At 61.0% G+C, this 23,316-nt stretch carries 25 protein-coding genes and 1 pseudogene; 22 read left to right on the top strand and 4 right to left on the bottom strand.

Annotation, left to right across the window (positions count from 1 at the left end; genetic code table 11):
* Window positions 1–4: 4 nt before the first annotated feature.
* The 6 genes and pseudogenes from dut (at window position 5) to BM017_RS05140 (ending at window position 5,230) form a co-directional block, all read left to right on the top strand.
* Complete coding sequence (dut, locus tag BM017_RS05165; protein ID WP_003213270.1) at window positions 5–460, top strand: dUTP diphosphatase; 456 nt, start codon at window positions 5–7, stop codon at window positions 458–460.
* A 67-nt stretch (window positions 461–527) separates the two neighbouring features.
* The gene (locus BM017_RS05160; protein WP_083351513.1) at window positions 528–728 is read left to right on the top strand and encodes a hypothetical protein; all 201 of its coding nucleotides are present in this window, start codon (window positions 528–530) and stop codon (window positions 726–728) included.
* Window positions 701–2,122: pseudogene (locus tag BM017_RS05155) on the top strand (phosphomannomutase/phosphoglucomutase); the annotation flags it as partial. The gene BM017_RS05160 and the pseudogene BM017_RS05155, both read left to right, overlap by 28 nt.
* A 19-nt stretch (window positions 2,123–2,141) precedes the next feature.
* The gene (gene argB / locus BM017_RS05150) at window positions 2,142–3,047 is read left to right on the top strand and encodes an acetylglutamate kinase (RefSeq protein ID WP_058424243.1); all 906 of its coding nucleotides are present in this window, start codon (window positions 2,142–2,144) and stop codon (window positions 3,045–3,047) included.
* A 198-nt stretch (window positions 3,048–3,245) separates the two neighbouring features.
* Window positions 3,246–4,373 carry a type IV toxin-antitoxin system AbiEi family antitoxin gene (locus BM017_RS05145; RefSeq protein WP_256575637.1) on the top strand — a complete coding sequence of 376 codons (1,128 nt, stop codon included), beginning with the start codon at window positions 3,246–3,248 and terminating at the stop codon, window positions 4,371–4,373.
* Entirely contained in the window at window positions 4,361–5,230 is an 870-nt protein-coding gene (locus tag BM017_RS05140) for a hypothetical protein (protein WP_092241672.1), read from the top strand. The genes BM017_RS05145 and BM017_RS05140 overlap by 13 nt, the downstream gene beginning before the upstream one ends.
* 70 nt (window positions 5,231–5,300) lie before the next feature.
* Here the strand turns inward: BM017_RS05140 and pyrE are convergent, their stop codons facing one another.
* Window positions 5,301–5,948 (bottom strand): orotate phosphoribosyltransferase, encoded by a 648-nt coding sequence (gene pyrE, locus BM017_RS05135; RefSeq protein ID WP_092241670.1) that lies wholly within the window; start codon window positions 5,946–5,948, stop codon window positions 5,301–5,303.
* Window positions 5,949–6,030: 82 nt separating this feature from the next.
* Here pyrE and BM017_RS05130 point away from each other — a divergent pair, with 82 nt between their 5' ends.
* On the top strand, window positions 6,031–6,810 hold the full coding sequence (locus BM017_RS05130) for an exodeoxyribonuclease III (RefSeq protein WP_003195493.1): 780 nt from the start codon (window positions 6,031–6,033) through the stop codon (window positions 6,808–6,810).
* Window positions 6,811–6,868: 58 nt separating this feature from the next.
* On the opposite strand, the gene BM017_RS05125 is transcribed toward BM017_RS05130, so the two are convergent.
* Both BM017_RS05125 and rph read right to left on the bottom strand, forming a co-directional pair.
* Complete coding sequence (locus BM017_RS05125; protein ID WP_071488075.1) at window positions 6,869–7,240, bottom strand: DUF4870 domain-containing protein; 372 nt, start codon at window positions 7,238–7,240, stop codon at window positions 6,869–6,871.
* A gap of 22 nt (window positions 7,241–7,262) precedes the next feature.
* Complete coding sequence (rph, locus tag BM017_RS05120; RefSeq protein WP_016975928.1) at window positions 7,263–7,985, bottom strand: ribonuclease PH; 723 nt, start codon at window positions 7,983–7,985, stop codon at window positions 7,263–7,265.
* A gap of 185 nt (window positions 7,986–8,170) precedes the next feature.
* Here rph and BM017_RS05115 point away from each other — a divergent pair, with 185 nt between their 5' ends.
* From BM017_RS05115 to BM017_RS05090, 6 genes are all read left to right on the top strand, one after another.
* Window positions 8,171–9,034 carry a YicC/YloC family endoribonuclease gene (locus BM017_RS05115; RefSeq protein ID WP_049710930.1) on the top strand — a complete coding sequence of 288 codons (864 nt, stop codon included), beginning with the start codon at window positions 8,171–8,173 and terminating at the stop codon, window positions 9,032–9,034.
* A gap of 10 nt (window positions 9,035–9,044) precedes the next feature.
* On the top strand, window positions 9,045–9,665 hold the full coding sequence (gene gmk, locus BM017_RS05110; protein WP_003213284.1) for a guanylate kinase: 621 nt from the start codon (window positions 9,045–9,047) through the stop codon (window positions 9,663–9,665).
* Between the two features lie 167 nt (window positions 9,666–9,832).
* Window positions 9,833–10,096 carry a DNA-directed RNA polymerase subunit omega gene (gene rpoZ, locus BM017_RS05105; protein WP_003176920.1) on the top strand — a complete coding sequence of 88 codons (264 nt, stop codon included), beginning with the start codon at window positions 9,833–9,835 and terminating at the stop codon, window positions 10,094–10,096.
* A gap of 60 nt (window positions 10,097–10,156) precedes the next feature.
* Window positions 10,157–12,262: a bifunctional GTP diphosphokinase/guanosine-3',5'-bis pyrophosphate 3'-pyrophosphohydrolase gene (gene spoT / locus BM017_RS05100; protein ID WP_058424246.1), complete on the top strand. Its 2,106-nt coding sequence runs from the start codon at window positions 10,157–10,159 to the stop codon at window positions 12,260–12,262.
* Window positions 12,263–12,284: 22 nt separating this feature from the next.
* Window positions 12,285–12,665: a RidA family protein gene (locus BM017_RS05095; protein ID WP_003176922.1), complete on the top strand. Its 381-nt coding sequence runs from the start codon at window positions 12,285–12,287 to the stop codon at window positions 12,663–12,665.
* A 56-nt stretch (window positions 12,666–12,721) separates the two neighbouring features.
* Complete coding sequence (locus BM017_RS05090) at window positions 12,722–13,465, top strand: hypothetical protein (protein ID WP_092241668.1); 744 nt, start codon at window positions 12,722–12,724, stop codon at window positions 13,463–13,465.
* Window positions 13,466–13,565: 100 nt separating this feature from the next.
* Here the strand turns inward: BM017_RS05090 and BM017_RS05085 are convergent, their stop codons facing one another.
* Entirely contained in the window at window positions 13,566–14,417 is an 852-nt protein-coding gene (locus BM017_RS05085) for an SDR family oxidoreductase (protein ID WP_092241666.1), read from the bottom strand.
* A gap of 186 nt (window positions 14,418–14,603) precedes the next feature.
* On the opposite strand from BM017_RS05085, the gene exbB reads away from it, so the two are divergent.
* The 9 genes from exbB (at window position 14,604) to BM017_RS05040 (ending at window position 23,262) form a co-directional block, all read left to right on the top strand.
* Window positions 14,604–15,584 (top strand): tonB-system energizer ExbB, encoded by a 981-nt coding sequence (gene exbB, locus BM017_RS05080; protein WP_092241664.1) that lies wholly within the window; start codon window positions 14,604–14,606, stop codon window positions 15,582–15,584.
* Between the two features lie 6 nt (window positions 15,585–15,590).
* Entirely contained in the window at window positions 15,591–16,016 is a 426-nt protein-coding gene (exbD, locus tag BM017_RS05075; RefSeq protein WP_003195519.1) for a TonB system transport protein ExbD, read from the top strand.
* Window positions 16,013–16,762, top strand: a complete 750-nt coding sequence (locus tag BM017_RS05070; RefSeq protein ID WP_071488079.1) for a TonB family protein — start codon at window positions 16,013–16,015, stop codon at window positions 16,760–16,762. The genes exbD and BM017_RS05070 overlap by 4 nt, the downstream gene beginning before the upstream one ends.
* A gap of 182 nt (window positions 16,763–16,944) precedes the next feature.
* Complete coding sequence (locus BM017_RS05065) at window positions 16,945–17,289, top strand: cupredoxin domain-containing protein (RefSeq protein ID WP_071488080.1); 345 nt, start codon at window positions 16,945–16,947, stop codon at window positions 17,287–17,289.
* 3 nt (window positions 17,290–17,292) lie between these two features.
* Window positions 17,293–18,135 carry an FTR1 family iron permease gene (locus BM017_RS05060; protein WP_092241662.1) on the top strand — a complete coding sequence of 281 codons (843 nt, stop codon included), beginning with the start codon at window positions 17,293–17,295 and terminating at the stop codon, window positions 18,133–18,135.
* On the top strand, window positions 18,132–18,662 hold the full coding sequence (locus tag BM017_RS05055) for an iron transporter (protein WP_092241661.1): 531 nt from the start codon (window positions 18,132–18,134) through the stop codon (window positions 18,660–18,662). The genes BM017_RS05060 and BM017_RS05055 overlap by 4 nt, the downstream gene beginning before the upstream one ends.
* 117 nt (window positions 18,663–18,779) lie before the next feature.
* Window positions 18,780–19,700, top strand: a complete 921-nt coding sequence (locus BM017_RS05050) for a hydrogen peroxide-inducible genes activator (protein WP_016975936.1) — start codon at window positions 18,780–18,782, stop codon at window positions 19,698–19,700.
* A gap of 8 nt (window positions 19,701–19,708) precedes the next feature.
* Window positions 19,709–21,784, top strand: coding sequence for an ATP-dependent DNA helicase RecG (gene recG, locus BM017_RS05045; RefSeq protein ID WP_092242371.1), 2,076 nt, complete (start codon window positions 19,709–19,711; stop codon window positions 21,782–21,784).
* Between the two features lie 77 nt (window positions 21,785–21,861).
* Window positions 21,862–23,262 carry an aminoacyl-tRNA deacylase and HDOD domain-containing protein gene (locus tag BM017_RS05040; RefSeq protein WP_092241659.1) on the top strand — a complete coding sequence of 467 codons (1,401 nt, stop codon included), beginning with the start codon at window positions 21,862–21,864 and terminating at the stop codon, window positions 23,260–23,262.
* Window positions 23,263–23,316: the final 54 nt, after the last annotated feature.

The following is a 23,316-nucleotide window of genomic DNA, read 5'->3' as shown; positions in this document are numbered from 1 at the left end:
TTCCATGCACGCTTTGCAAGCCAAGATCCTCGACCCACGCATCGGCAACGAATTCCCACTGCCGGCCTACGCCACCCCAGGCTCCGCCGGCCTCGATCTGCGCGCCATGCTCAAGCAAGACACTGTCCTTGAACCGGGCCAGACCATTCTTATTCCGACCGGCTTGTCGATCTACGTAGGCGATCCTGGCCTGGCGGCGCTGATCCTGCCGCGCTCGGGCCTGGGCCACAAACACGGCATCGTGCTGGGCAACCTGGTCGGCCTGATCGACTCGGACTACCAGGGCGAATTGATGGTGTCGTGCTGGAACCGTGGCCAGACCGCGTTCAACATCGCCGTCGGCGAGCGCATTGCGCAGTTGGTATTGGTGCCGGTGGTGCAGGCGCACTTCGAACTGGTCGAGGAATTCGATGAGACCCAACGCGGCGCAGGCGGTTTTGGGCATTCCGGCAGTCACTGACTAAGCTGAATCCGGCCGGGCGCCTTTGCCCGGCTCGACGCCACCGCAAGGCTTTTCAGGACGAAGAATGCGCGGACCTTATCAGCGAGATTTCCCTATTGAAATCAAAGCATTAAGCAGAAAGAAAAGCAGCGCCAGCACGCCGATGGCACTTTTGCACCACGAACTCTCTGCCGAAAACACCGTCATACCCTTCAGTTTGAGCCTGCCGGTCAGCCACATTAAGGCCAGCCTTGCCCCCTTCAGATGGAGTTTCCCCCCGCGATGAGTACCGCAGCCCGAGTAGCCCCGACATTCCCCGACAGCATTTTCCGCGCCTATGACATCCGTGGCGTGGTGCCAAAGACCCTGACTGCCGAAACCGCCTACTGGATTGGCCGCGCCATCGGCGCACAGAGCCTGGCCCAGGACGAGCCAAACGTGTCGGTCGGCCGTGACGGTCGCCTGTCCGGCCCGGAGCTGGTTGAGCAACTGATCCAGGGCCTGGCCGACAGCGGTTGCCATGTGAGTGACGTGGGCCTGGTGCCGACGCCGGCACTGTACTACGCGGCCAACGTACTGGCCGGCAAGTCCGGGGTGATGCTCACCGGCAGCCACAACCCGTCCGACTACAACGGTTTCAAGATCGTCATCGCCGGCGACACCCTGGCCAACGAACAGATCCAGGCCCTGCACGACCGTCTGAAGAACAACGACCTGACCAGCGGCAAGGGTACCGTCACCAAAGTCGATATCCTGCAGCGCTACTCTGACCAAATCACCGGCGACGTGAAACTCGCGCGCCGCCTGAAAGTGGTGGTGGACTGCGGCAACGGCGCAGCCGGCGTGATCGCCCCGCAGTTGCTCGAAGCCCTGAACTGCGAAGTGATTCCGCTGTTCTGCGAGGTCGACGGCAACTTTCCCAACCACCACCCAGACCCAGGCAAGCCGGAGAACCTGGTGGACCTGATCGCCAAGGTCAAAGAAACCGGGGCTGACGTGGGTCTGGCCTTCGACGGCGACGGCGACCGCGTGGGTGTGGTGACCAACACCGGCGAGAACGTATTCGCCGATCGCCTGCTGATGCTGTTCGCCCGCGACGTGGTGGCGCGCAATGCCAACGCCGAGATCATCTTCGACGTGAAGTGCACTCGCCGCCTCACGCCGCTGATCAAGGAATACGGCGGTCGCCCGCTGATGTGGAAGACCGGTCACTCGTTGATCAAAAAGAAAATGAAGGAAACCGGCGCCCTGTTGGCCGGCGAAATGAGCGGCCACGTGTTCTTCAAGGAACGCTGGTTCGGCTTTGACGACGGTATTTACAGCGCCGCTCGCCTACTGGAGATCCTCAGCAAGGAAAAATCCACGGCCCAGGAGCTGTTTCAGACCTTCCCGAACGATATTTCGACGCCAGAGATCAATATCCATGTGACCGAGGAGAGCAAATTCAGCATCATTGACGCACTGCAAGATGCGCAATGGGGCGAAGGCGCCAACCTGACCACCATTGATGGTGTGCGAGTCGATTACGCCAAAGGCTGGGGCCTGGTCCGCGCGTCCAACACCACACCGGTGCTGGTCCTGCGTTTCGAGGCGGATACCGAGGCTGAGTTGCAGCGCATCAAGGACGTGTTCCACGCCCAGTTGAAACGTGTTGCCCCTGATCTCCAATTACCGTTCTGATTTTTTACCGGAGCCCTGAATGACCCTCGAACGCGAAGCCGCTGCCAACACTGCCAAGGTCCTGTCCGAAGCGTTGCCTTACATCCGACGCTACGTCGGCAAGACGCTGGTGATCAAGTACGGCGGCAATGCCATGGAAAGCGACGAGCTGAAAACCGGCTTTGCCCGCGACATCGTGTTGATGAAAGCCGTGGGGATCAACCCGGTGGTGGTGCACGGCGGCGGCCCGCAAATCGGCGACCTGCTCAAGCGCCTGTCGATCGAGAGTCACTTCATCGATGGCATGCGCGTCACTGACGCGCAGACCATGGACGTGGTGGAGATGGTCCTCGGCGGCCAGGTCAACAAGGACATCGTCAACCTGATCAACCGCCATGGCGGCAGCGCCATCGGCCTGACCGGCAAGGACGCGGAGCTGATCCGCGCGAAAAAGCTGACGGTGACCCGTCAGACACCGGAGATGACCCAGCCGGAAATCATCGACATCGGCCAGGTGGGCGAAGTGGTTGGCGTGAACACCGACCTGCTGAACCTGCTGGTCAAGGGCGACTTCATCCCGGTGATCGCGCCGATCGGCGTGGGCGCCAATGGCGAGTCCTACAACATCAACGCCGACCTGGTGGCCGGCAAGGTGGCCGAAGCGCTGAAGGCTGAAAAGCTGATGCTGCTGACCAACATCGCCGGCCTGATGGACAAGCAAGGCAAGGTGCTGACCGGCCTGACCACCCAACAGGTGGACGACCTGATCGCCGACGGCACCATCTACGGCGGCATGTTGCCGAAGATCCGCTGCGCGCTGGAAGCGGTGCAAGGCGGGGTGGGTAGCTCGTTGATCATCGATGGTCGAGTGCCGAATGCGGTACTGCTGGAGATCTTCACGGATACCGGCATGGGTACGCTGATCAGTAATCGCAAGCGTCCCTGATTTATAAAGCACTAAAAAACCGCAGTTTCTTACGGCGCCGACGACATACGTACCCGTGTACGGAATCTTCGTTAGGCAAAGTAGAGTCTGCGGTTTTTTATGCGCAATGGAAACGCAGCCTACAACGATGATCACGAACGCGCTGCTGAAGTTTTTCAGTATTAGTTGATATTTCAACATTCACTGAAAACCTTATAAATGGTGAAATTTCTCGACTTTTTTCATTGCAATAGCTATTTTCAACATTCGCTGAAAAGGGCCAAAATAATGAAAGAATTTGAAATTCACTCCAGAGATGCGCTGCGAAGCCTCCTGAGCAAGGTACCGATTCTCGAGATTAAAAGCCTCAAATCTATGCCTCCTTCAAAAGGCTGGACTCCCGACTTCATTATCGAGATTAACGCATCAGGAAAATCACGCCCTCTGGTGTGCGAGGTAAAAGCAAACGGCCAGCTACGATTCATAAACACGGCCATACTTCAGCTTCGCGACTACGTGAGCGAGCAAAGGCCAGAGGCTACGCCTATTGTGGTAGCACCCTATCTTTCACCCGTAGCAAGACAACTGTGTCGGGAAAAGGGTGTGGGATATCTGGACCTGGAAGGTAATGCCTGGATCTCGTTCGATGGTGTATTCATTGATCACCAAGTAGCTGACAAGCCGCTCTCGGAGCATAGGGAGCTTAAGTCTTTCTTCAAACCGAAATCAGCGCAGATCATACGCACAATGCTTCGGGATCCGGGCCGAGCCTGGCGGGTGGTAGAACTGTGCGAGGCCGCCGGGGTGAGCCTGGGACAAGTCAGCAATGTCCGCACAGCACTACTGAATCGAGAATGGGCAAGAGTGACAAACGACGGCGTATGTCTATCCGATCCTAAAGCGCTCCTGGATGCATGGGCCGAAGCATACGCGCCTCCATCAGGAGAGCGTAAAGGCTTCTATACCACCTTACATGGCAGCGCATTGGAAAATGCCGCGCGCATCGCTATTGAAGAAAGGAGCGGCGGACACGCACTTTTTTCATCCTTTTCTGCCGCTCAATGGCTCGCGCCCTATGCCCGCATCAGCACGACTTACTTTTATGCCGACATTGAAGGGCTAGAGAGACTGGTTAAAGCACTACAGTTGGTTCCTGCATCAAAGGGAGAGAACGTTGTCATCACTTTACCCAACGACGAAGGACTCCTACTGGACGCCGTTGAACCCGCACCGGGTGCCCTGTGCACCAGCCCAGTTCAGACATATTTGGATCTATCGGTTGCGGGAGAGCGCGGAAAGGAAGCCGCCGAATATCTACGACAGGAAAAACTGACATGGTCTCGTTAATCCCTCAAGAACCTCAATCCGCCTCAGATTATGACGACAGAACGACAGCTGCCGTGAAGGCGGTATTAGTCGAGATCGGTCAGATCCTTGGTTCCTTCAAAGGCAAGTTTGCAGTGATCGGTGGAGCGGTGCCCTGGCTCCTGCTGGCGAACGACGATATGCAGCACGTTGGAACCCTCGATGTCGATTTGAGCTTGGCCGCAGAGGCTCTCGGTGATGGCGAGTACGCGACGTTGATTGAGGCACTGATGGGTAATGGGTACGAACAAAGAGGAGAACTGCGGCGATTCCAGCTCGTTCGCCAGGTTCCCGTACAAGACGGTGGATCGGCGATAGATGTGATCGTGGACTTCTTGATGCCGCGCGACGCCGAAATCATCCAAAACAAACCTCCCATTCTCAACGACTTTGCAGTTCAACGCGCTGACGGTGCGGACTTGGCGATGCGCTTCTATCAAATGGTTGCCATTGAAGGCTCCATGCCTACGGGTGGCAGAAATCGTGTCGAGGTCGCGGTGTGCTCGATCCCCGCCCTGCTGGCGATGAAGGGGTACGCCCTGAACGGAAGGCACAAACAGAAGGACGCATATGACATCTACTACTGCGTCCGTAATTTCCCCGGTGGCATGCAAGCGCTTGCAGAGGAATGTCGATCAGTACTGGAAACCGGGAGTGGAGAACAAGGGTTTCAGTTCATCGGCGAAAAGTTTGATATCGCCGAAGGCTATGGCCCAACTGCCGTAAGGCGATTCGTCGAAGACAGCCAAATACTCGGAGATCGCACACCGGACCAATGGCAACAAGACGCTTTCGGGCAGGTTGACGCTTTATTGCGCGCCTTGCGACTGCGGGAGTAGCAGCACCCCGAAACACGAGCTAAAAAAAGGCCCCGATCAATTGAATGGAACGGGGCCTTTTTTATTGTGATTACTGAACGCCGAACTGCTCGCGATACGCCTTCACCGCTGGCAGGTGCTGCTTGAGCTGCGGATCATCTTCCAGGAACTGCAACACCTGGTTCAACGACACGATGCTCACGACTGGAATGCCGAAATCGCGCTCCACTTCCTGGATGGCCGACAACTCACCGTTGCCACGCTCCTGGCGGTTCAGCGCGATGAGCACGCCAGCGGCCTTGGCGCCGTCCTGGGAAGCGATGATCTGCATGACTTCACGGATGGCGGTGCCGGCGGTGATCACGTCGTCGATGATCAGCACGTCGCCCTTGAGTGGAGCCCCGACCAGGCTGCCGCCTTCACCGTGGGCCTTGGCCTCTTTACGGTTAAAGCACCAAGGCAGGTCCTGCCCGTGATGCTCAGCCAGCGCCACGGCGGTCGCGGCCGCCAGGGGAATACCCTTGTAGGCCGGGCCAAACAGCACATCGAAGGAAATACCGCTTTCAACGATGGCAGCCGCATAGAAACGACCCAGCTGAGCCAGGGCCGATCCCGAGTTGAACAGGCCCGCATTGAAGAAGTACGGGCTGGTGCGCCCTGACTTGAGGGTGAACTCACCGAAGCGCAAAACCCCGCGATCGATGGCAAAACGAATGAAATCGCGTTGATACGCCTGCATGAAAAAAGCCTCAGATACCACGGATTTAGCTAATTAGGTAGACGGCGTGTATCATACACGCACGCGATTTTTGGGGCCATTTATGCGGATCATCAGTGTGAACGTTAATGGTATTCAGGCTGCAGTCGAGCGTGGTTTGCTCAGTTGGCTGCAAGCCCAGAATGCCGACGTCATCTGCCTGCAGGATACCCGCGCCTCCGCCTTTGAACTGGACGACCCAGCCTTCCAACTGGATGGCTACTTCCTTTATGCCTGCGATGCCGAAGTGCCCACCCAAGGTGGCGTGGCTTTGTATTCGCGGTTGCAACCCAAGGCGGTCATCAGCGGCCTCGGCTTCGAGACAGCCGACCGCTACGGGCGCTACCTGCAAGCCGATTTCGACAAGGTCAGCATCGCGACCTTGCTGCTTCCTTCGGGGCAGAACGGCGATGAAGACTTGAACCAGAAGTTCAAGCTAATGGACGATTTCGCCCGTTACCTGGATAAACAGCGACGCAAACGTCGCGAGTACATTTATTGTGGCTCGCTGTACGTGGCGCAACAGAAGCTGGATATCAAGAACTGGCGCGACAGCCAGCAATCCCCGGGTTTCCTGGCGCCGGAACGGGCCTGGATGGACGAGATTGTCGGCAACATGGGCTATGTGGATGCCCTGCGCGAAGTCAGCCGCGAAGGCGACCAGTACAGCTGGTGGCCGGATAACGAACAGGCTGAGATGCTCAACCTGGGCTGGCGCTTCGACTACCAACTGCTGACCCCGGGCCTGCGCCGGTTCGTTCGCAGCGCACGCCTGCCGCGCCAGCCGCGATTCTCGCAGCACGCGCCGCTGATCGTGGACTACGACTGGACATTGACCATCTGAGGTCTTTTCCCAGGCACAAAAAAACCGACATCGCTGTCGGTTTTTTTGTGCCTGTTCACTATTTGATCACTCGCCAGGTCAAGGGGTAGCGGTAAGCGATCCCCTTGTTGGCCTTGATGCTACCAATGATGGTCAGCACCACCGTGGCGATTGCCAGGGCAACCATCAGGAAAAAACCGATCACTGCGAAGGCCAGCACAATGCAAGCGATCCAGGCGATGGCGACGGTGATCTGGAAGTTCAGGGCTTCCTTGCCCTGATCATCAATGAACGGGTCCACTTCTTTCTTCATCTGCCACAGGATCAGTGGCCCCACGACGCTGCCGAAGGGGAACACGAAACCCAGAAACGCCGCGAGATGGCACAACATTGCGCCCTGGCGCACTTCGTAGGAAGGCGTCGGCACAGGCATTTGGCTGCTGTCATTCATGGCGCTTCTCCTTGAGGCGGGTTCAGTCAGCCAGGGCGGCGTTCTGCAGTTCGAAGATCTCGGTCATGCCTTTCTGGGCCAGGGCCAGCATCGCATTCAGTTCGGCCGGCTGGAATGGCGCGCCTTCGGCGGTGCCTTGCACTTCGATGAAACCACCGGTGCTGGTCATCACCACGTTCAGGTCGGTCTCGGCGGCCGAGTCTTCCAGGTAGTCCAGGTCCAGCACTGGCTCGCCCTGGTACATGCCCACCGAAACAGCGGCGATCATTTGCTTGAGCGGGTCACCGCCCTTGAGGCCGCCACGCTTCTTGATCACTTTCAGCGCGTCAACCAGGGCCACCATGGCACCGGTGATGGACGCAGTGCGGGTACCGCCGTCAGCCTGGATCACGTCGCAGTCGACGTACAGGGTCACGTCGCCCAGCTTGGACATGTCCAGGGCGGCGCGCAGTGAACGGCCGATCAGGCGCTGGATTTCCAGGGTGCGCCCGCCTTGCTTGCCACGGCTGGCTTCACGCTGGTTACGCTCGCCGGTGGCGCGCGGCAGCATGCCGTACTCGGCGGTCAGCCAGCCCTGGCCCTGGCCTTTAAGGAAGCGCGGCACGCCGTTTTCGACGCTGACGGTGCAGATCACCTTGGTATCGCCAAACTCGACCAGTACGGATCCCTCGGCGTGTTTGGTGTAGTTGCGGGTGATGCGGATCGAGCGGAGCTGATCGGCAGCGCGACCACTTGGACGTTTCATAGGGAACACCTGTACTGAGGACGAAAAACTGCCGAGCATTATAGAGCCGCGGGCCGATTCGGGGCACTGCTAAAAAATCCAGTTACGAATGCCTGGGTTTGGGCGCACTCGCCCCACTGCGCTACAATCCTGCGCCTTCCCAATCATCAGCCCGCATTTACGGGGCTGCAACGCGAGGTACCTCCATGGTGCACAGCATGACCGCCTTTGCCCGCGTCGAAAAAGCCGGCGTACAAGGCACCCTGAGCTGGGAACTGCGCTCGGTCAACAGCCGCTACCTGGAGCCGCATCTGCGTCTGCCGGAATCGTTCCGCGACCTCGAAGGCGCTGTGCGTGAAGCGCTGCGCCAGGGCATTTCCCGCGGCAAGCTGGAATGCACCCTGCGCTTTACCGAAGAAACCACCGGCAAGCCGCTGCAGGTTGACCGCGACCGCGCCGCGCAATTGGTCGCCGCCGCCGAAACCATCGCCGGTCTGATCAAGCAGCCGGCCGCGCTCAACCCCCTGGAAGTGCTGGCCTGGCCCGGCGTGCTGGTGGCCGACGCCACCGACCCGCAGGCGCTCAACGCCGAAGCCCTCGCCCTGTTCAATCAGGGTTTGAAGGAGCTCAAGGCCGGCCGCGAGCGTGAAGGCGCCGAGTTGGCCCGCCTGATCAGCGAGCGCCTGACCTCGATCGAAGAAGACGTGGTCACCCTGCGCGAGTTGGTCCCGCAGATGCTTGCCACCCAGCGCCAGAAGGTCCTCGACCGCTTCACCGACATGAAGGCCGATCTCGACCCGGTGCGCCTGGAGCAGGAAATGGTGCTGCTGGCGCAGAAGAGCGATGTGGCCGAAGAACTGGACCGCCTGAGCACCCACATCCTCGAAGTACGCCGCGTGCTCAAGTCCGGCGGCGCCGCCGGTCGGCGCCTGGACTTCCTGATGCAGGAACTCAACCGCGAAGCCAATACACTGGGCTCCAAGGCTTTCGATCCGCGCAGCACCACGGCTGCGGTCAACCTCAAGGTGTTGATCGAGCAGATGCGCGAACAAGTACAGAATATTGAGTAAGGCAACCTCCATGACCCACAGCACCGGCACCCTTTACATCATTTCCGCGCCTTCTGGCGCAGGCAAGAGCAGCCTGGTCAAGGCCCTGACCGACGCTGACGAGCAGATCCGCATCTCGGTCTCCCACACCACCCGCGCCATGCGCCCGGGCGAGGTGAACGGCGTGCACTATCACTTCGTCGAGCGCACCGAGTTCGTCAAGATGATCGAACACGGCGACTTCCTGGAGCGCGCCGAAGTGTTCGGCAACCTCTATGGCACTTCGCAAAGCCACTTGCAGCAGACCCTGGACGAAGGCCACGACCTGATCCTGGAAATCGACTGGCAAGGTGCCGAACAAGTGCGCCAGCTGATGCCCAAGGCACGCTCGATCTTTATCCTGCCGCCGTCGCTTGAAGCCTTGCATCAGCGCCTGACCAACCGCGGCCAGGACAGCGACGAGATCATCGAAGGCCGGATGCGTGAAGCCGTCAGCGAAATGAGCCACTACGTCGACTACGACTACCTGATCATCAACGACGATTTTGCCCACGCGCTGGACGATTTGAAGGCGATTTTCCGCGCCAATCAGCTCCAGCAAAAGCGTCAGCAACAGCGTTTCGGCAAATTACTCGCCGAACTGCTCGGTTGATTGGCTCTTCCCAAAACCGCTGCAAGGGCTTTACATTGGCGCTTGTAGCGGTTTTGCGAGGGCCTGCGAAAAATCAGCGCTTCCCTAAACGCTGGTGATTTTTTAAACTGTTTAGTCCGCTCGCCCAACCGGGCAGCGCGCATCTTGCATTCGCTCCGAGGAATACCATGGCCCGCGTAACCGTTGAAGACTGCCTAGAACACGTGGATAACCGCTTTGAGCTGGTCATGCTCTCTACCAAGCGTGCCCGTCAACTGGCCACTGGCGGCAAAGAGCCCCTGGTCCAGTGGGAAAACGACAAGCCTACCGTTGTGGCCCTGCGTGAAATCGCCGAAGGCCTGATGAGCTACGAGTTCATCGCCAACGCTGAAATCGTTGAAGACGAACCGCTGTTTGCAGCGTTCGAGGACGAGTCCAACGAGGCCGTCTAAGCCTATGCCTGGTCGACGTAGCACGGCGCGGGGTCACAGCCAACGGCAGGAGTTCACACTTTGCCGAGCATAGACGCCCTCGCCGATCGCTTATCGGCCTACCTCGGCCCAGACCAGGTCAACCTGGTCCGCCGAGCGTATTTCTACGCCGAACAAGCCCACGACGGCCAACGCCGCCGTAGCGGCGAGGCGTATGTCACCCATCCCCTTGCGGTGGCAAACATTCTTGCCGACATGCACATGGACCATCAGAGCCTGATGGCCGCGATGCTGCATGACGTGATCGAAGACACCGGCATCGCCAAGGAAGCGCTCAGCGCGCAATTCGGCGAAACCGTGGCCGAACTGGTCGACGGGGTCAGCAAACTGACCCAGATGAACTTCGAGACCAAGGCCGAGGCCCAGGCGGAAAACTTCCAGAAGATGGCCATGGCCATGGCCCGCGATATTCGCGTGATCCTGGTCAAACTGGCCGACCGGCTGCACAACATGCGCACGCTGGAAGTGCTGTCCGGCGAAAAACGCCGGCGCATTGCCAAGGAAACCCTGGAAATCTACGCGCCCATCGCCAACCGGTTGGGCATGCACGCCATACGTATCGAGTTCGAAGACCTCGGCTTCAAGGCCATGCACCCGATGCGTTCGGCGCGCATCTACCAGGCAGTCAAGCGCGCCCGGGGCAACCGCAAGGAAATCGTCAACAAGATCGAAGAGTCGCTGAGCCATTGCCTGGCGATCGATGAGATCGAAGGCGAGGTCAGCGGCCGGCAAAAGCATATCTACGGCATCTACAAGAAGATGCGCGGCAAGCGCCGGGCCTTCAACGAAATCATGGACGTGTACGCGTTCCGGATCATCGTCGACAAGGTCGACACCTGCTACCGCGTGCTGGGCGCTGTACATAATTTGTACAAACCCCTGCCGGGCCGTTTCAAGGATTACATCGCGATTCCCAAGGCCAACGGCTATCAGTCGCTGCATACCACGCTGTTTGGCATGCACGGGGTGCCGATCGAGATCCAGATCCGCACACGCGAAATGGAAGAGATGGCCAACAACGGCATCGCCGCCCACTGGCTGTACAAGTCCAGCGGCGACGAGCAGCCCAAGGGCACTCACGCCCGCGCCCGCCAGTGGGTCAAAGGCGTGCTGGAAATGCAGCAACGCGCCGGCAACTCCCTCGAATTTATCGAAAGCGTGAAGATCGACCTGTTCCCGGACGAGGTCTACGTGTTCACGCCCAAAGGCCGGATCATGGAGCTGCCCAAGGGCTCCACGGCGGTCGACTTTGCCTATGCGGTGCACACCGATGTGGGCAACAGCTGCATCGCCTGCCGGATCAATCGTCGTCTCGCACCGCTGTCCGAACCGCTGCAAAGTGGCTCCACGGTCGAGATCGTCAGCGCCCCGGGCGCACGCCCGAACCCGGCGTGGCTCAACTTCGTGGTCACCGGCAAGGCGCGCACGCACATCCGTCACGCGCTGAAATTGCAGCGCCGCTCCGAGTCCATCAGCCTGGGCGAACGCCTGCTGAACAAGGTGCTCAACGGTTTCGACAGCGCCCTCGACAAGATCCCGCAGGAACGCGTGCAAGCGATGCTCCACGAGTACCGCCAGGAAACCATCGAGGACCTGCTGGAAGATATCGGCCTGGGCAACCGCATGGCCTATGTAGTCGCCCGCCGCCTGCTCGGCGAAGGCGAACAGTTGCCAAGCCCGGAAGGCCCGCTGGCGATTCGCGGCACCGAAGGCCTGGTGCTCAGCTACGCCAAGTGCTGCACGCCGATCCCGGGCGACCCGATTGTCGGCCACTTGTCCGCAGGCAAAGGCATGGTGGTGCACCTGGACAACTGCCGCAACATCACCGAAATCCGCCACAACCCGGAAAAATGCATCCAGCTCTCGTGGGCCAAGGATGTCACCGGCGAATTCAACGTCGAGTTGCGGGTGGAGCTGGAACACCAGCGCGGCCTGATCGCCCTGCTCGCCAGCAGCGTCAACGCAGCCGACGGCAATATCGAAAAAATCAGCATGGACGAGCGCGATGGCCGCATCAGCGTGGTCCAGTTGGTGGTCAGCGTACACGACCGCGTGCACCTGGCCCGCGTGATCAAGAAACTGCGAGCCTTGACCGGTGTGATCCGCATCACTCGCATGCGCGCCTAACCCACATTACAAGGAGTCATTCATGACCAAGACCGTTATCACCAGCGATAAAGCCCCTGCCGCCATCGGCACTTACTCCCAGGCGATCAAGGCGGGCAACACCGTCTACATGTCCGGCCAGATCCCGCTGGACCCGAAGACCATGGAACTGGTGGAAGGCTTCGAAGCACAGACCGTACAGGTCTTCGAAAACCTCAAGTCGGTGGCTGAAGCAGCCGGTGGTTCGTTCAAGGACATCGTCAAGCTGAACATCTTCCTCACCGACCTGAGCCACTTCGCCAAGGTCAACGAGATCATGGGCAAGTACTTCGAACAACCGTATCCAGCCCGCGCCGCCATCGGCGTTGCCGCCCTGCCAAAGGGTGCGCAGGTCGAGATGGACGCGATCCTGGTCATCGAGTAAAACACCCGGCGCAGCCCCCACAGGCTGCGCCGACTTCGTTTCAGAAGGATTTCATGATGCGCAAAGCGCTTGTAGCCTCATCAATGCTCGCCCTGTTGCTCGGCGGCTGTGCCAGTAACCCTGCCGACAGGGATGTGAGCGGCACCTGGATCAACCAGGTCGCCATCGATGCGGCAGCCAAGGGCGGCCCTTTGCGTGAAGCCCTGCAGAGATATGGCCCGAACCTCGAGTGGGAGGTCAATACCAAGGCTTCACAGGCCCGCTACTACAACGGTTTTGAAGTAGCGGAAGGCAAGTTGCTGGGTGAACAGTCCGGCGCGTGGAGCGTGGATTTCTACGGCAGCTCCGCCACCGAACTCAAGCGCAAAGGCAAGCAACTGCTGCAAGTGGCCAACGACAACGAGCCCGAACAGCTGTTTGCCCGCGCCAAAGACCCGGCCCCGGAAGGTGCACCTTTGGGTGCCAACTTCGAGCGAGCGCTGTACGGAGCCTACCTGGGCGGCGACTGGAAGATCAGCGACGGCTTCGGCAGCGGCGCCATCGTGCAGTTCCAGGCTGACGGCAAGGTCGCCGGCCTGCCCAATGTGGACCGGTATTCGCTGTGCCTGGCCGGTGATTGCGCCTCAATGAGCGGTGGCTACGACAGCATCTGGCTGCAGCTCAACGGCCAGGGCAACCCGTGGATCTTTACCCGCAAAGGCAAACAGCTGGAAATCTTCCAGGCGATCAACACCGCGCAGGCGGATGAAGTGCCCTCGTTCACACCAGGCCCACGCCAATGGCTGCTTGAAAAGCAATAAGCAACCAAACATGATCCAAATGTGGGAGGGGGCTTGCCACCGATGGCGGCGCATCAGCCACTACAACGGTGTCTGACACACTGCTATCGGGTTTTGAGTTTCAGCCTTTGAGAATTGCTGCGTAGCCTTCGCGGAAGGTCGGGTAAGTCGGCGTCCAACCCAACGCCTTCACCCGAGCATTGCTGCACTGCTTGCTGCCCGCTCGCCGCACACTCGCATCCTCAGCCCACTCAGTCACACCCAGGTATTCGTGCAACCAGCCCACCACTTCGGCCAGTGGAGCAGGTGCATCGTCGACACCGATGTAGACCTTGTCCAGCGAGCCGCCCTCTTCCACATGGCGCAACAAAAAGGCGAGTAGCCCCGCCGCGTCGTCCGCATGAATGCGATTGCCATATAAAGGTGGATCGATTGCCACGCGATAGCCTTGGCGAACCTGGGTCAGCAGCCGTTCGCGACCAGGACCATAGATGCCGGTAAGCCGCACGACACTCGCCGGGATGCCGCTATTGAGCGCCACTTGCTCGGCTTCCAGCATCACCTGCCCGGAATATCCTTTCGATTGAGTCTCCGACGTTTCGTCGACCCACTCGCCATTCTGCTGCCCGTAGACGCTGCTGCTGGATACGAACAGCAGGTGTTTGGGTTCCTGGCCGTAGTCACTCAGCCACTCCAGCACATGTTTCAGCCCTTCTACATAAGCGGCGCGGTAGCCCGCCTCGTCGTGATCCGTCGCAGCCGCGCAGTACACCAGGTAATCCACCCCGCCAATCGGCCAGGTGTCGGGGCAATCCTTTTTGAACAGGTCACCGGCAATGCCGATCACGCCGTCGGGAAGCCGCGAAATATCACGGCGCAGGCCATATACCTCCCATTCCGAGGCAAGCAATTGGCTGGCCAGCCGGCTCCCCACATCGCCACATCCGGCAATCACAACAGAAGGCGCTGACATCACAAAACTCCGCACAGAAAGGTCTAGGTTAGCCTTCGCAGATGACAGACGGCCAGAAAAAGCACAAATAAAGTTACTGTATTACTTCTGTTAACAAGAATTACTTGCAATAATAACCACCCATTTGTCCTCGACCCCTGGGTCTGGAAGGACGATCACTCATTTTTTTACTCAGGTCCGGCCAGCATGACACGTAATACAACCCCCGCTTCGCCAACCAAGCTTCACAGCCCATCCCGCGCCTGGCGCGCGATTGCTGCGCTGCTGTTCAGCGTACTGCTGGCACCGACCGCCGCCTTCGCTGATGCCACCGCACCAGCCACCCCCGCGGCTGCCGAGCACAACACCGCGGCACCGGCAGCACCTGCCGCAGCACCCGCTGCCACCGACCCGGCCCAGGCCGCTGACCCTGCCGCCGCCGACGACACCGGCGTAGTGCTGGAAGAAGACAACACCCTGGGCATGGCCCACGACCTGTCGCCCTGGGGCATGTATCAGAACGCTGACGTGGTGGTAAAAGCCGTGATGATCGGCCTGGCCATCGCCTCGATCATCACCTGGACCATCTGGATCGCCAAAGGCTTCGAGCTGCTGGGCGCCAAGCGTCGTCTGCGCACCGAAATCGTCCACCTGAAAAAGGCCACCACCCTCAAGGAAGCCAGCGAAAGCGCGACCAAGAAAGGCACCCTGGCCAACACCCTGGTGCACGACGCGCTGGAAGAAATGCGCCTGTCGGCCAACACCCGCGAAAAAGAAGGCATCAAGGAACGTGTGGCCTTCCGCCTGGAGCGCCTGGTGGCAGCCTGCGGTCGTAACATGAGCAGCGGCACCGGCGTGCTGGCGACCATCGGTTCCACCGCGCCCTTCGTCGGTTTGTTCGGTACCGTGTGGGGCATCATGAACAGCTTCATCGGCATCGCCAAAACCCAGACCACCAACCTCGCCGTCGTTGCCCCAGGCATCGCCGAAGCCCTGCTGGCCACCGCCCTGGGCCTGGTTGCCGCGATTCCTGCGGTGGTGATCTACAACGTCTTTGCCCGTTCGATTGCCGGCTACAAGGCCCAGGTATCGGACGCGTCGGCGGAAGTCCTGCTGCTGGTCAGCCGCGACCTCGATCACCTGCCTACCGAGCGCAGCTCGCAACCGCACATGGTGAAAGTGGGGTAATCGGCCATGGGCCTGCATTTGAATCAAGGCGACGACGAACTCGTCGAGAACCACGAAATCAACGTCACGCCGTTTATCGACGTGATGCTGGTGCTGCTGATCATCTTCATGGTGGCGGCACCGCTGGCCACCGTGGACATCAAGGTCGACCTGCCCGCGTCCAGCGCCAAGCCAGCGCCACGGCCGGAGAAACCGATCTTCCTCAGCGTCAAGGCGGACCAACGCCTGTTCCTGGGTGAAGAAGAAGTCAAGGCTGAAACCCTGGGGCCGGTGCTCGACGCCAAGACCCAGGGCAAGAAGGACACGACGATCTTCTTCCAGGCTGACAAAGGCGTGGACTACGGCGACCTGATGAGCGTGATGGATGCCCTGCGGGCAGCCGGCTACCTCAAGGTAGGCCTGGTCGGACTCGAGACGGCAGCCAAGAAATGATCACGACGCGCCACAAACTGACGCGTTATGGCACCAGCCTCGCCGTCGTACTGGGCGTGCATGCCATCGCGATCGCTATCGCGCTTCACTGGTCGGCGCCGCGCACGGTGCAGTTGCCACCGGCTGCCATGGTCATCGACCTGGCACCGATGCCAGCCCCACCGCCGCCGGCACCGCCCAAGGTGGTCACGCCGCCGCAACCGCCTGCACCGGTGGAAGAGCTGCCCCTGCCGAAACTGGCCGAGGCACCCAAGCCGACGATCCAGGTGCCCAAGCCGGTCAAGCCCAAGCCCAAACCGCAGCCGCCCAAGCCGGTGGAGAAGAAAATCGAGCCGCCCAAGGAGAAACCTTCCGAGGATCCGCCGAGCGACGCTCCGCCGACCCAGGCACCGGCTGAAAAATCAGCCCAGCCCGTTCCTGGCCCATCGCCGCAACAGATCGCCGCCAAAGCGTCCTGGGAAGGCACCCTGCTGGCTCACCTGCAGAAGTACAAGAAGTACCCGCCAGGTGCCCAGGCACGTGGCAAGGAAGGCCTCAACCGCCTGAAGTTCGTGGTGGATGCCGAGGGTAACGTGCTGTCCTACGAGTTGGTGGGCCGCTCCGGCAACGCCGACCTGGACCGCGCCACGCTGGACATGATCCGGCGTGCCCAGCCGCTGCCCAAGCCGCCGGCAGACATGCTCAAGGGTGGCAGTATCGAGATCGTTGCACCGTTCGTGTACAACATCGAGAAACGTCGTCGCTGAGCCGCTCCCAATGGGCACCCTCGGGTGCCCATTGCATTTCCCCTCCCCCGTATTTCAAGCCTTGCAGGCCCGCAAGCTGAACCGTGACTGAATGTGAAACCAATGTCATGGTTCTTCACTTGTAACACTTCAATACACCACCAATCATGCGCGAACAATTCTCATTTGAGAGGCCTTTCGCCATGTCCTGCCCTCCCCGCCTGACGCTTGCCCTGCTCGCAATCGCTGGCGCCCCCTGCGCAGCCCATGCGGATCAACTGGTCAGCCTGACCGTGCAGAACCACACCTTCACGCCGGCCAGCTTCACCGTGCCGGCCGGCGAGCGCTTTCGCATCCAGCTCACCAATAACGACGACACCGTCGACGAATTTGAAAGCTACGACATGAAGTTCGAAAAGATCGTCGTGCCCGGCAACACTATTACCGTCTTCGCCGGCCCTATGCATCCAGGCACCTACAGCTTTTTCGACGACTACCATCCCGACCAGGCCAAAGGCACCGTCACCGTCGTCGCGGCCAAGGAGTAAGTCATGCTGGCCTGTCTGCTGATCGTGTTTCGTGAAGTGCTGGAAGCCGGCATCGTCATCGGTATCGTCATGGCCGCCACCCAGGGGCTGGCGCGGCGCAGTACCTACATCATCGGCGGCATCGCTGCCGGTGTTGGCGGCGCGGCGATCCTCGCGCTGTTCACCGGCGCCATCACCCAGGCCCTGGACGGTTTCGGCCAGGAAATCTTCAACGCCGCCATCCTTATCGTCGCGGTGTGCATGCTCGGCTGGCACAACCTGTGGATGAGCAGCCATGGCCGCGAACTCGCCACTCAACTGCGCGAAAGCGGCGCCGCGGTGCAACGCGGCGAGAAGACCCTGTGGGCACTGGCCATCGTGATCACCGTTGCCGTGCTGCGCGAAGGCTCGGAAATCGTGCTGTTCCTCTATGGCATCGCTGCATCCACCCACACCGAACCCCTGACGATGCTCATCGGCGGCATGCTCGGGATTGCCGGCGGCGGCGTGCTGTCGTGGCTGCTGTATCGCGGGCTGGTGGTGATCAGCCTCAAGCGTCTGTTCTCGGTCACCACGTGGATGATCGCCGTACTCGCGGCGGGAATGGCCGGCCGCGCCGCCGCGATCCTGGCCGGTATCAACCTGATCCCGGCCTGGGGCTACGAGTTGTGGGACACCTCCTGGCTGGTGTCCGACGCAAGCCTCACCGGTCGGGCGCTGCAAGCGCTGACCGGCTACACCGACCGCCCCCTGGGCGTTCAACTGTTTGCCTGGGTGACCACCCTTACCCTGTTGGTACTGGGTAGCCGCCTTGTGCAGTCGCGCACCACTCAATCGTCGTCACCCACCCTGGAGCGTCACCCATGAAACACCTGCACAAACCTGTGGCCGCTGCATTGGTCCTGACCAGCACCCTGGCTTTTTCTGCCTTCAGCCAAGCCCGTGAATACCCCATCGGCGGCCCGGTCCAGACCCACGACATGGAAATCGCCTCCTCGTACCTCACCGGAATCGAGATGGCGCCAATGCCACCGGGCATGGTCATGGACAAGGACTCGGTGCACCTTGAAAGCGATGTGCATGCCACCGCTGACAACAAGTACGGACTGTCCAACGGTGAATGGGTACCTTACCTGAGCATCTCCTATTCCCTGGTCAAGGAAGGCGCTCCGGACTACAAGCAAATCGGCACGCTCCTGCCGATGGTCGCCAAAGACGGCGCCCACTATGCGAATAACGTGAAGATGGACGGCCCAGGCACCTATACCGTGGTGCTGCGCTACGAGAGCCCGCAGATCAATGGTTTCTTCCACCACGTCGACAAAGAAACCGGCGTACCCGAATGGTGGGGTCCTTTCACCGAGACCTTCACCTTCAAATACCCGCAGAAATAACCGGCAAAACACCTGCGGCACCCGATTAGCCGGTGTCGCAAACCCCATCGTGTCTGATAACGTGCGTCTATCGATTGCAGCCGGTATGCTTGGCCCGCAACCTCATGGACGCCCGCTATGACTCTTACAGAATTGCGCTACATCGTTACCCTCGCCCAAGAGCAGCACTTCGGCCACGCGGCCGAGCGTTGCCATGTCAGCCAACCGACGCTGTCGGTGGGCGTGAAAAAGCTTGAAGACGAACTCGGTGTGCTGATTTTCGAGCGCAGCAAGAGCGCCGTGCGCCTCACACCGGTGGGCGAAGGCATTGTGGCCCAGGCCCAGAAGGTACTGGAGCAGGCGCAGAGCATTCGCGAACTGGCCCAGGCCGGCAAGAACCAGCTGACCGCGCCGCTCAAGGTCGGCGCCATCTACACCGTCGGGCCTTACCTGTTCCCGCACCTGATCCCGCAACTGCACCGCGTCGCGCCGCAGATGCCGCTGTATATCGAAGAAAACTTCACCCACGTGCTGCGCGACAAACTGCGCAACGGCGAGCTGGACGCTATCATCATTGCCCTGCCGTTCAATGAAGCCGACGTGCTGACCCTGCCGCTCTACGACGAGCCGTTCTACGTGCTCATGCCGGCCTCGCACCCGTGGACACAGAAAGACACCATCGACGCTGGCCTGCTCAACGACAAGAGCTTGCTGCTGCTCGGCGAAGGCCACTGCTTCCGCGACCAGGTCCTGGAAGCCTGCCCGACCCTGACCAAGGGCAATGACGGCGCCAAGCACACCACCGTGGAATCCAGCTCCCTGGAAACCATCCGTCACATGGTCGCGTCCGGCCTGGGCATTTCGATCCTGCCGCTGTCGGCGGTGGACAGCCATCACTACGCCCCCGGCGTGATCGAAGTGCGCCCACTCACGCCGCCGGTGCCGTTCCGCACCGTGGCGATCGCCTGGCGCGCCAGCTTCCCACGGCCCAAAGCGATTGAGATCCTCGCCGACTCGATCCGCCTGTGTTCGGTCGCCAAGCCGACTGCCGCGAGCTAAGCCAGGGTATGACTGAGCTGTCGCAGGTGTCGGTGACGGCACTCAAGGGTGTCGGTGAAGCCATGGCCGAGAAGCTGGCCAAGGTGGGCCTGGAGAACCTCCAGGACGTGCTGTTCCACCTGCCCCTGCGCTATCAGGACCGCACCCGCGTAGTGCCCATCGGCCAGTTGCGCCCCGGGCAGGACGCAGTGGTCGAAGGCACCGTCAGCGGTGCCGATGTGGTGATGGGCAAGCGCCGCAGTCTGGTCGTACGCCTGCAGGATGGCACTGGCGGCCTGAGCCTGCGCTTCTACCATTTCAGCAACGCGCAGAAGGAAGGCCTCAAGCGCGGCACCCGCGTGCGCTGCTACGGCGAAGCGCGACCCGGCGCATCCGGCCTTGAGATCTATCACCCGGAATACCGCGCCATTACCGGTGACGAACCGCCGCCGGTCGACACCACGCTCACGCCGATCTACCCACTCACCGAAGGCCTGACCCAGCAACGCCTGCGCCAACTGTGCATGCAGACGTTGACTATGCTCGGCCCGAAAAGCCTGCCTGATTGGCTGCCCCAGGAACTGGCCCGCGACTATCAGCTGGCGCCGCTGGACGATGCGATCCGCTACCTGCATCACCCGCCCGCCGACGCCGATGTCGACGAACTCGCGCTCGGTCATCACTGGGCCCAGCATCGCCTGGCCTTCGAAGAACTGCTGACCCATCAACTGTCCCAGCAACGCCTGCGCGAGAGCATGCGCTCCCTGCGTGCACCGGCAATGCCCAAGGCCACGCGCTTGCCTGCGCAGTACCTGGCCAACCTGGGTTTTGCGCCGACCGGTGCCCAGCAACGCGTCGGCAATGAAATCGCCTATGACCTGAGCCAGCAGGAGCCCATGCTGCGGCTGATCCAGGGCGATGTGGGCGCAGGCAAGACCGTGGTCGCCGCCCTCGCCGCCCTGCAAGCGCTGGAGGCCGGCTACCAGGTGGCGCTGATGGCGCCCACCGAGATCCTCGCCGAGCAGCATTTCATCACGTTCAAGCGCTGGCTCGAACCGCTGGGCCTGGAAGTGGCGTGGCTGGCCGGCAAGCTCAAGGGCAAGAACCGCGCGGCGGCACTGGAACAGATTGCCGGCGGCGCACCGATGGTGGTGGGCACCCACGCGCTGTTCCAGGACGAAGTGCAGTTCAAGAACCTGGCCCTGGTAATCATCGACGAACAGCACCGCTTCGGCGTGCAACAGCGCCTGGCGCTGCGCCAGAAAGGCGTCGGCGGGCGGATGAACCCGCACCAGTTGATCATGACCGCCACACCGATCCCGCGCACCCTGGCCATGAGCGCCTACGCCGACCTCGACACCTCGATCCTCGACGAACTGCCGCCTGGCCGTACGCCGGTCAACACCGTGCTGGTCACCGACACCCGGCGTGTGGAAGTGATCGAACGCGTACGCAGCGCCTGTGCCGAAGGGCGCCAGGCGTACTGGGTATGCACGCTGATCGAAGAGTCCGAAGAGCTGACCTGCCAGGCCGCCGAAACCACCTATGAAGACCTCACCAGCGCCTTGGGCGAACTCAAGGTCGGCCTGATCCACGGGCGCATGAAGCCGGCTGAAAAAGCCGCAGTCATGGCCGAATTCAAAGCTGGCAACCTGCAACTGTTGGTGGCCACTACCGTGATCGAAGTCGGCGTGGACGTGCCCAACGCCAGCCTGATGATCATCGAAAACCCCGAGCGCCTGGGCCTGGCGCAACTCCACCAGTTGCGTGGCCGGGTGGGCCGGGGCAGCGCCGCCAGCCATTGCGTGCTGCTCTACCACCCGCCGCTGTCGCAGATCGGTCGCCAGCGCCTGGGCATCATGCGCGAAACCAACGACGGGTTTGTCATCGCCGAAAAGGACCTGGAACTGCGCGGTCCCGGCGAAATGCTCGGCACGCGCCAGACCGGCCTGCTGCAATTCAAGGTCGCCGACCTGATGCGCGACGCCGACTTGCTGCCTGCCGTGCGCGATGCCGCACAGGCACTGCTGGAGCGCTGGCCGGACCACGTCAGCCCGCTGCTCAATCGCTGGCTCAGGCACGGGCAGCAATACGGCCAAGTGTGACGCCTGACGCACTTAAGCGACCAACAGTTGTATCAAGCTGGTTATACTTCGGTGACTGTAAGAAATTGGATCAGGCCATGTCAGAAGTTGCCCTCGCCACAGCCCCACTGACCGCCCCGCCGGTCATTCGGGCTCTGCTCGCAAAACTCGCCATCCCCTACACGGAAGTCGCCGACCTCCCGGGCCTGAATCCTGCGCAGAAGGTCCAGGCAGTGCTGCTGGAAGATGCGGTAGGCGCCCTGATGGTGCTGTTCCCGCAGAACCAGTTGCTCGACCTCAACCGCCTCGCCGAACTCACCGGCCGCCGCCTGACCGCTGTATCGCCGGATCGCGTCAAGCGCATGCTCGACAAACATGACCTGAGCCTGTTGCCAGGTTTGCCACCCCTTACCAGCTCGCCCTGCCTGTACGAAGGCAGCCTGCTCGACGAGCCGAGCCTGCTGGTGCATTCGGGTGAAGCAGGCCTGTTGCTGGAGATTCCCAGCGACGCCTTCAAGACGATGCTCACCAAGGCCAGCGCCGGCCACTTCGGCGAGCCGTTGAGCAATATCCGCCCCAACCTCGACCGCCCCAACGATGACCGCGAGGAAATCACCCAGGCAATGCAGGCGTTCACCGCCCGCCGTATCCAGCAGCGCCTGGAAGCGACCATCGAGATTCCGCCCCTGGCCGACACCGCGCAGAAGATCATCAAGCTGCGCGTCGACCCAAACGCCACCATCGACGACATCACCGGCGTGGTCGAGACCGACCCGGCCCTGGCCGCCCAAGTGGTGAGCTGGGCCGCGTCGCCGTACTACGCCTCGCCGGGCAAGATTCGTTCAGTGGAAGACGCCATCGTGCGTGTGCTGGGCTTCGACCTGGTGATCAACCTGGCGCTGGGCCTGGCCCTGGGCAAGACCCTGAGCCTGCCCAAGGACCACCCGCACCAGTCGACGCCGTACTGGCACCAGTCGATCTACACCGCCGCCGTGATCGAAGGCTTGACCCGCGCCATGCCCCGCGCACAGCGCCCGGAAGCCGGCCTCACCTACCTTGCCGGCCTGCTGCACAACTTCGGTTATCTGTTGCTGGCCCACGTGTTCCCGCCGCACTTCTCGCTGATCTGCCGTCACCTGGAGGTCAACCCGCACCTGTGCCACAGCTATGTCGAGCAACACCTGCTGGGCATCAGCCGCGAGCAGATCGGTGCCTGGCTGATGCGCTACTGGGACATGCCGGACGAACTGTCCACCGCCCTGCGCTTCCAGCACGACCCGACCTACGACGGGCAATACGCCGAGTACCCGAACCTGGTGAGCCTGGCGGTGCGTTTGTTGCGTAGCCGCGGGATCGGTTCCGGGCCGGATGAAGCGATTCCGGATGCGCTGCTGGAGCGCCTGGGCTTGAGCCGTGACAAGGCTGAAGAAGTGGTGGGTAAAGTGCTGGATGCTGAAGTGCTGTTGCGCGAACTGGCGTCACAGTTCAGCCAGGGCTGAATCGATCGTCTGTCAGACCGCTATCGGGGGCAAGCCCCCTCCCACACTTGAAAT

The sequence above is a fragment of the Pseudomonas sp. NFPP04 genome (genome assembly GCF_900113815.1).
Taxonomy (GTDB): domain Bacteria; phylum Pseudomonadota; class Gammaproteobacteria; order Pseudomonadales; family Pseudomonadaceae; genus Aquipseudomonas; species Aquipseudomonas extremorientalis.
Note: the sequence above shows the minus strand (reverse complement) of the source record. Positions and strands in the feature narration are given on the sequence as shown.